The sequence below is a fragment of the Hyphomonas sp. genome (genome assembly GCF_013823385.1).
GTDB lineage: Bacteria > Pseudomonadota > Alphaproteobacteria > Caulobacterales > Hyphomonadaceae > Hyphomonas.
This window is the reverse complement of record NZ_PNMA01000061.1, coordinates 1-7,829: the sequence shown is the minus strand read 5'-3', so window position 1 is coordinate 7,829 and position 7,829 is coordinate 1. Positions and strand designations below refer to the sequence as shown.

The 7,829-nt window shown below is 61.7% G+C and carries 8 protein-coding genes, 1 tRNA gene and 1 pseudogene; 8 read left to right on the top strand and 2 right to left on the bottom strand.

Going from position 1 to position 7,829, the window contains the following annotated elements; genetic code table 11:
- Window positions 1-204 precede the first annotated feature (204 nt).
- The 5 genes from C0456_RS19000 (at window position 205) to C0456_RS18980 (ending at window position 4,571) form a co-directional block, all read left to right on the top strand.
- A complete protein-coding gene (locus C0456_RS19000) occupies window positions 205-1,755 on the top strand; it encodes a glucose-6-phosphate isomerase (protein ID WP_291055675.1) in 1,551 nt (516 codons plus the stop codon).
- A gap of 3 nt (window positions 1,756-1,758) precedes the next feature.
- Complete coding sequence (locus C0456_RS18995; RefSeq protein ID WP_291055671.1) at window positions 1,759-2,829, top strand: ribonuclease E/G; 1,071 nt, start codon at window positions 1,759-1,761, stop codon at window positions 2,827-2,829.
- Window positions 2,826-3,047: a DNA gyrase inhibitor YacG gene (locus tag C0456_RS18990; RefSeq protein WP_035602757.1), complete on the top strand. Its 222-nt coding sequence runs from the start codon at window positions 2,826-2,828 to the stop codon at window positions 3,045-3,047. Before C0456_RS18995 ends, C0456_RS18990 begins: the two co-directional genes overlap by 4 nt.
- 57 nt (window positions 3,048-3,104) lie before the next feature.
- Window positions 3,105-3,179, top strand: a tRNA-Phe gene (locus C0456_RS18985).
- Between the two features lie 204 nt (window positions 3,180-3,383).
- On the top strand, window positions 3,384-4,571 hold the full coding sequence (locus C0456_RS18980) for an integrase arm-type DNA-binding domain-containing protein (RefSeq protein WP_291055664.1): 1,188 nt from the start codon (window positions 3,384-3,386) through the stop codon (window positions 4,569-4,571).
- Window positions 4,572-4,935: 364 nt separating this feature from the next.
- Here the strand turns inward: C0456_RS18980 and lspA are convergent, their stop codons facing one another.
- The gene (gene lspA / locus C0456_RS18975) at window positions 4,936-5,400 is read right to left on the bottom strand and encodes a signal peptidase II (protein WP_291055661.1); all 465 of its coding nucleotides are present in this window, start codon (window positions 5,398-5,400) and stop codon (window positions 4,936-4,938) included.
- Entirely contained in the window at window positions 5,397-6,023 is a 627-nt protein-coding gene (locus C0456_RS18970) for a cation transporter (protein WP_291055658.1), read from the bottom strand. The genes lspA and C0456_RS18970 overlap by 4 nt, the downstream gene beginning before the upstream one ends.
- A 61-nt stretch (window positions 6,024-6,084) precedes the next feature.
- Here C0456_RS18970 and C0456_RS18965 point away from each other — a divergent pair, with 61 nt between their 5' ends.
- The 3 genes and pseudogenes from C0456_RS18965 to C0456_RS18955 form a co-directional block, all read left to right on the top strand.
- Entirely contained in the window at window positions 6,085-6,483 is a 399-nt protein-coding gene (locus C0456_RS18965; protein ID WP_291055654.1) for a helix-turn-helix domain-containing protein, read from the top strand.
- 7 nt (window positions 6,484-6,490) lie between these two features.
- Window positions 6,491-6,676: pseudogene (locus tag C0456_RS18960) on the top strand (integrase); the annotation flags it as partial.
- A 289-nt stretch (window positions 6,677-6,965) separates the two neighbouring features.
- Window positions 6,966-7,829, top strand: an 864-nt coding sequence (locus C0456_RS18955) for a HEPN domain-containing protein (RefSeq protein ID WP_291055648.1), incomplete at its 3' end; no start/stop codon positions are given.

Genomic DNA, 7,829 nt, shown 5'->3' with positions numbered 1-7,829 from the left:
ATAATTGGTGTCGTCCGGCCCGCCGGACAGGTTCAACCTAGATTGATCTCCGGCCACATGGCCTTCAAGCGGCGCCTAATACCCATGTGTGACACGGGTTTCAAGCGGGGTTTTACGGGGGAAAGCTGCACATTTGCAGGCCTTGCGAAGCCAAACGCCCCGGCCGATAAGCGCACGGTCTGACTTTACGTAATTGAGGGCCGAATGCGCAGTGAACTCAAAGACCATGCCGCTCGCCTGAGGCTGCAGCCTCTGAAACTGCTGGCGGCTGCCCGCGCGGCGGAAAAGCCCTTTGAGGCGGCGGGCTGGAGAATCAGCCTGGCACGGCACTTTCTGGATGCCTCTGCAGAGGCGAACCTGTTGCAGCATGGCGCCGAGGCGGCGCTGGCAAAAGCAGGCGCAGACCTGTTCGGCGGCGCCATCGTGAACCCATCGGAAAATCGCCCGGCCCTGCACTGGGCGCTGCGCGCGCCAGCGCGGCTGACGGGCGAGGCCGAGACCATCCGCCAAAGCGTGCTGCCAGCCCTTGAATTTGCTGGGAAAATCCAGACCGGCGAAATCCGCACGGCGCACGGAGAGGCGTTTACCGCCGTTCTCCATATCGGCATTGGCGGATCGGATTTCGGGCCTCGCCTGATTGCCGACGCGTTCGAGGATCTGGCGCATCCCGCGATCAAGCTGCGGTTTGCGGCCAATGTGGACCCCTACGACCTTGACCGGGCGATGGCAGGACTTGATCCCCTGTCCACGCTGGTGATTGGCGTGTCCAAATCCTTCGGAACCGAAGAAACCCTTTACAATCTGGGCCGTGCGCGCACCTGGCTGGAGGACAAGCTCGGCGAGGATGCCGCCCGCCACCTCGCCCTGGTGACCGCCAATCCGGAGAAGGCCAAGGCCTGGCTGGGCGGGCAGGATGCTTACACCTTCGACATGCCGATCTCGGTGGGCGGGCGATTCTCGCTTTGGTCGGCCGCGTCGCTGGCCTGCATGATATACTTGGGGCCGGAGACCTTCCGCAAAATTCTCAATGGCGCCAATGAGATGGACGAGCATGTCCGCACAGCCCCGCTCGAATCGAATGCGGCGATGCGGCTGGCGCTGCTGGACTTCTGGAATACCTCCATCCGCGAGAAGCCGATGCGCGTGCTGCTGGCCTATGCCAACCGCCTGCGCCTGTTGCCGACCTATCTGCAGCAGCTGGAGATGGAATCGAACGGAAAATCCGTTGATTCTGAAGGCAATACGGTTGCCCCGCCCACAGCCCCGGCGCTCTGGGGCGGGGAAGGATCGGTGGGGCAGCACTCCTATCACCAATGGCTGCACCAGGGATCGCAGGATGTGCCATGCGAGTTCATCCTGGCGCCGGATTTTGACCGCGATTCTGCAGGATTGGACGCGCTGACCGCCCATGCGCTGGCGCAGGCCGAAGTGCTCGCCAATGGCCGCAGCCTCGAGGAAGTCCGCGCCGAGGAGCCGGGGATAAGCGAAGCCGTATCCGCCCAGAAGGTGCATGCCGGCGGGCGGCCCTCCACCCTGCTCTCCCATGCCGGTTTCGGCCCGGAAGCCTTCGGGGCGCTGATAGCGCTCTATGAACACCGCACCTATTTCGCCGGCAAGCTGTGGGGGTTGAACCCGTTCGATCAGTGGGGCGTGGAGCGCGGCAAGACCATGGCCGGGCGCATCAAGGCGGTGCTGAAGACCCCGGACCAAGCGGCTGATCCTGTAACAGCTGCGCTGCTGAAGCAGATTTTCTAGGGCATGCCGATTGCCCGCATCCTGCGCGAGCAGACAGTGGGCGAGACCCGCTGGCTGGCGCTTGATTCGGAGGACAGGCCCGCCGCGCTTTACCTTGAGCGCGCCTCGAACTCCGCAGCGTTCGGCGCGCGGCTGGAGGGGCGGATCGGCAAGACAGAACCTGGCGCAGGCGGGACATTCATCACCCTGAGCGGGACAATGAGTGCATTCCTTCGGACAAAGAATGGACAAATCCGGACAAATCCGGACACTTTGATACCAAGCGAGGGCGCGCCGGTGACGGTCGAGGTCGTCGCCGAAGCGCGGGCCGGGAAGCTGCCGAGGGTGAAGCTGGTGGCGCCGGGCGGCGGTCCTGCGATCTCCGGCGCCGATGCCTGGCGGGCACATCTCCGGGACGGACGCGCTGCGCCGGTGGAGGACGTGCCGCCCGGTGAGGCGAGGGTGAGCGCCGCCTTTGAGGACGCCCTTCGCCCGGAGGTGACCCTGCCCGGCGGGGGGCAGATGCATATCGAGCGGACACGGGCGCTGACGGCGGCCGACATCGATTCGGCAGGCCGGGCGATGAAGGGCAGCGCCGGGGCGCGGGCCCTGGCGCTCAACCGGGAGGCGGCTGGCGAGCTTGCCCGGCAGATCCTGCTGCGGGGGCTGGGCGGCCTCGTGGTGCTCGACTGTGTGAGCCCGGTTGCGGGAGATGGGGGCGCGAAGATCCGCGCGGCGTTTGCCGGGGTCTGGGACGGGCTGACCAGCCGCCAGGCGAAGGCGCTGGCGCCCTCGGCGCTGGGGCTGATGGAAGTGGCCGCCGACTGGTGGATCACGCCGCTGGCCGAGCGGATGCTGGACGCGGCCGGGGCGCCGACGCCGGAGACGGTGGCGCTGGAGGGCCTGCGCCAGCTGGAGAAGGCAGCGCGGCAGGAACGGATGGCGCGGCTGACCCTGGCCCTGCCTCCGGCGGCGCATGACTGGCTGGCGGCAAGCGGGCTCGACGCGCCGGCCCTGCTGAGCGCGAAATATGGGGCGCGGCTGTCTATCGGGGTTCACGGCAAGGCCGGGTTTGAGCTATTCCCGACCCCATGAGCAAGCCTGCGACCCCCGACCAGAAAAAGCCCCTCTGCGCCCGTTGCCGCAAGCAGACCGTGGCGGCCGAATACCGCCCCTTCTGCTCCAAACGCTGCGCCGACGCCGACCTCGGCCACTGGCTGACCGGCAGCTATGTGATCGCTGGACGGCCTTCGGAAGATGCCGAGGAAGCCGCCAGCGGACGCCCCGCTGAAGATGATACAGAATCCCACTGATTTGTGCGTAGACAAGGCCCGCGCGCTTCGTTAAGTAGCCGCTTCCCCGTTCGGCCCGCCCGGGTAGCTCAGGGGTAGAGCAGCGGATTGAAAATCCGCGTGTCGGTGGTTCGATTCCGCCCCCGGGCACCATTCTGGCTTCCAGCGACGTCCGCCGGCATCCGCCCGCATCCATAAAAACAAGGACTTAGAGCGGGGCCACCAACGTCTCCGTCCGCCAACGTCCACCCAAAAACGTTGGAAGAAATTTTTTTTGTTGGCATTTTGTTGGCATCGAGACGGCTCGGAATCGCAACGGCCGGAAAAATGCCAACACTTTTTGACGATGCCAACAAAATGCCACTGACAGACACACGAATCCGAGGCCTCAAACCCGACAGCCGACCGAAGCGATACAGCGATGGTTATGGCCTTTACGTGGAGGTGACACCCGGAGGATCGAAGCTCTGGAAGCTGGCCTACCGCTTTGAGGGCAAGCAGAAGACACTGTCGTTCGGCCCATACCCGGAGGTCTCCCTTGCGCGGGCCAGAGAACGGCGGCTTGAAGCCCGGACGATGTTATTCGAAGGCGTAGACCCTTCGGCTATCAAAAAGGCCGGCGAAGAAGTGCGGCGCGCTGAGATCGAGGATACCTTCGCCCGGATCGCTGATGAACTGCTCCAGAAGGAGGAGATCGAGGGACTTGCCCCGGCCACGCTCAAGAAAAAACGCTGGCTCGCGCGACTTGCATGCGAAGACCTCGGCCCGAAGCCCATACGGGACATCAAGGCACCCCAAATTCTAGCGACCCTTCGAAGAGTCGAGAAAGAGGGAAACTACGAATCAGCACGCCGGCTTCGTGCCCTGATCGGTCAGATCTTTCGCTACGCCATCGCAACGACCCGGGCGGACGGTGACCCGACCGTGGCGCTGAAGGGGGCGCTTATCGCGCCCAAGGTCCAGCACAGGGCCGCCGTGACCGACCGCAAGGGGTTTGCGAAGCTGATCAGGACCGTCTGGACGTATGAGGGCACGGTCGAAGCCCAGGCTGCCCTGAAGCTGCTGGCGCTGCTCTATCCCCGTCCTGGCGAGCTGCGCCTGTCCCACTGGAGCGAGTTCGACTTTGAAGAGCGGATGTGGACCATCCCGGCCGACCGGACCAAAACGCGCAAACTGCACACGAAGCCCCTGCCCGGACCCGCCATCGAGATCCTCAAGGATCTGAAGCGGTTCACCGGCAAAGGTTCGCTCGTCCTGCCGTCTCAGATGTCGGACGGACGGCCCCTCAGCGAGAACACGATGAACTACGCGCTGCGCCGGCTCGACATCCAGCCGGACGTCCACACCTGCCACGGGTTCCGGGCCAGCGCTTCAAGCCTGCTCAATGAGAGCGGGAAATGGCACCCAGACGCTATCGAAGCCGAGCTCGCCCATGTCGGCGACAATCATGTGCGCAAGGCCTATCACCGAGCAACCTATTGGGACGAACGCGTCCGCATGGCGGAATGGTGGGCGGCAGAAGTGATGAAATTTGCAACTCCATGACAACGCAAACACCCCATCAAGACCGTTTAGCGAACTGGCTGGCGCACGCGCACACATAACAAGTCGGTCGCCAAAAATTTAATGCGAATGCTCGCGTCAAAAACGGGGTCGTTGCAGACCTTCTACCCGCTCCATATTCGTGAGTCCGCAATATACAGGATGGGTCGCTTAAACCTCGTCCATTATCGAGCTTTCCAGGGTGCTGACGCCGTCTACTGAGGGCACTCGCACAAGATATACTTGGCGCTCCTCATCGGATGCTTCCAGCGGTCGTTCAGGATGCGGGGACCCGAGCGAGAGATTATTCCTTCGTTGAAGCCTGAAATCTGTCCCGTAGCAGGCGGGGCACGTAGCACTGAGGTTGTTAAGTGGAAGTCTGATTGCGCGGGCTAAGTGAATGCCAAAGAAGCAAGACCGCACCACACACGATTGCTGCGTCGGCCAGGTTAAAAGCTGGCCAATGCCAACCGGCAGCATGGAAGTCCAGAAAGTCCGTCACAGCGCCGCGGTGCACCCGGTCGATTAGGTTGCCTAACGCGCCGCCGACGATTAGCGCCAACGCAAGCTGCTCACCTGATCGCGTCGTGAGACAGAACCAAAATGCCAAAGCCAACGTGATTGTCGCTGTGATGACAATGACAGGCCAAGCGCTCGATGCAGTTCCGAATAGCCCGAAAGATACGCCGCGATTAAAGCTTAGTGTCAGGTCGAAAAATGGCAGCAACTCCAACGGTTGTGCTTCGTGCAAGCGCGATCGCGCCCAAGCCTTCGTCCCGAGGTCGAGTGCCGGAACGGCGAGGAATGCAGTTGCGCCCAATAGCCTGTTCATTCCGCCACCTCACGGAGTTCACGGCGTGAATCCCGGATGATTTGCACCGACGAGTGCAGGAAAAGGAATGCAATGGCTGCGCCCGCAATAAGGTCGGGCCAATACGACCCCGAAACAACCACGAGTGCCGCAGCAGCCAAGACAATCAAGTTACCGATCGCGTCATTGCGGCTATACAGCCAGACGGCGCGCACGCTTGCGTCGCCATTGCGGTGCTTCAGCAGCAACAAGGCGGCACCGATGTTTACGCAAAGCCCGAGCACCCCGTAGACGCTCATTCCGAATGGTTCAGGCGCAACGCCGCCCGCCATTCGGGACAACGCAGTGCCCAGCACGAACAGTCCCAACGCACCGAGAGCGAACCCTTGCCAAAGGCTGGCCAACGAGCGCACGCGGCGCGAACGGCCCACCAGCAGCAGGCCAATGCCGGTTGCGAGCGCATCGCCTAGAAAATCCAGCAAATCCGCCCGGACGGACACCGACCCGCCGGTAACAGTGATAATCAAACCGATCAGGAACATGCCTGCATTCAGGAAGACGACGAGCCATAACGTGCGCACATAAGCGGGCGTGGTCGCCGCTTTGACTGCCTTCGCTCCGCATCCATCTTCGCATCCGCTCATGGTGTATTCCTCCAGTTCAGTTTTACTGCTACATCCTCAAGTAACTAGAGGATCAAGCTCAATGCTGCATCACCCTATCGGCGAGGTGGCGCGCCGCACGAAGCTCAAGATTCCCACCATACGTTTTTATGAGGAGATCGGTCTGCTGCCAGCTCCGCAGCGGGCTCCAAACGGGCGACGCGTTTACGGCGATACCGAGATCTCCCGGCTCGCATTTATTCAGAACGCCAGGCAGCTTGGTTTCGGTCTCGACCAGATCCGCGCACTTCTTGATCTGTCCAGCAGGCCCGCAAGCACGTGCGAGGATGCGCGAACAATCGCACAGGACAATCTTCAAATCGTGAAGTCGCGGATTGCTGCGCTACGTTCGCTCGAGCGCGAACTTCAACAAATTGTGGTCAGCTGCGAAGGCGGATCCGCGCGCGACTGCCGAATCATTCAGGCACTCGCAAAGCTGTGAGCGGTTGAGAGCGAGCGCTTCAAGCCTCCTCAATGAAAGTGGCAAATGGCACCCTGACGCCATCGAAGCCGAGCTCGCACATGTAGGCGACGATCATGTCCGCAAGGCCTATCACCGGGCGACCTATTGGGACGAACGCGTCCGCATGGCGGAATGGTGGGCGACTGAAGTGATGAAACTTACGGCCAAGTAAAAAAGAAAACGCCGAGCCCTCCGTGGCTGGCTCCCCCCAATCCGGGCCGTTTATTGGCAGACCTTGTTCGGGGCTGACCCCGACTTTGGTCCGGCCGTCACTCGACTTCTCGGGCGAGCGTTGCTCACACATCGAGGAATAAGCTCAAGGCCGCGATCAACTCCGATGCTCCATGGCCCACAGCCTGAATGCCAAGAATCAATTTGTCGGCAGCTCAGTCTTCAATAGACAGACACTCCTCAATTTCCGAGAAAGAGCGCCCAGCAATAACCCAAAATGGTGTGTAACATTGAAATCCAGCCTCGATCATCTCCCCCCTGCCCGGCAGGCCGAGTTTGCCCGGATACAGGAGGTCATCCTCGAGGAGCTGGAAACCCGCATCAAGGCGGACGGCAAGGCCCGCGCGAAACGCTACCGCCTCCTGAAGCTCGTCCTCTTCGGGAGTTTCGCCAAAGGCACCTGGTTTGAGGACAGCCGGTCCGGGCGCGCCTCCGACGTCGACCTCCTCGCCATCGTCAGCCATGAAGCCCTCACCGAGATGAGCGCCTTCTGGGGCGAGGTCGAAGACCGTCTCTATAGCGACCCACTCGTCAAACGCGACGTCTCCATTATCGTCCACACCCTGCAGGACGTGAACCGTCAGCTCAAGGATGGACAGTATTTCTTCTCAGAGATCATCCAGCAGGGCATTCTGCTCTTCGAAGACACCGAGCCCGACAAGAACGGAAACCCCAAGAACCTCCTCGCCAAACCCGCGAAACCTGATCCGACAAAAACGCTAGAATTGGCCTCGGGATTTTACACGCAGTGGAAAAACAATTCGGAAACGTTCTTAGACATCGGACGTGAATGTACCGAGCGCAAAGAACCGCAATTCAATATCGCTGCTTTCCTTCTCCACCAAGCCGCCGAGAGCGCGTACCGCATGTTCTTGCTGACCACGACACTGTACGCACCTGGCACCCACCATCTCGGAAAGCTCCGGAACATCGCCCGCACGATTGATGGCCGTCTTGAGGATGCATGGGGACCGCCGCAGAAGCCTTACAAACGCTATTTCGAGCTCCTGCGACGCGCCTATGTCGAGGCGCGCTATTCTCCATCCTACGAGACCACGCAGGAAATCCTCACCTGGCAGGCCGACCGGATCGAG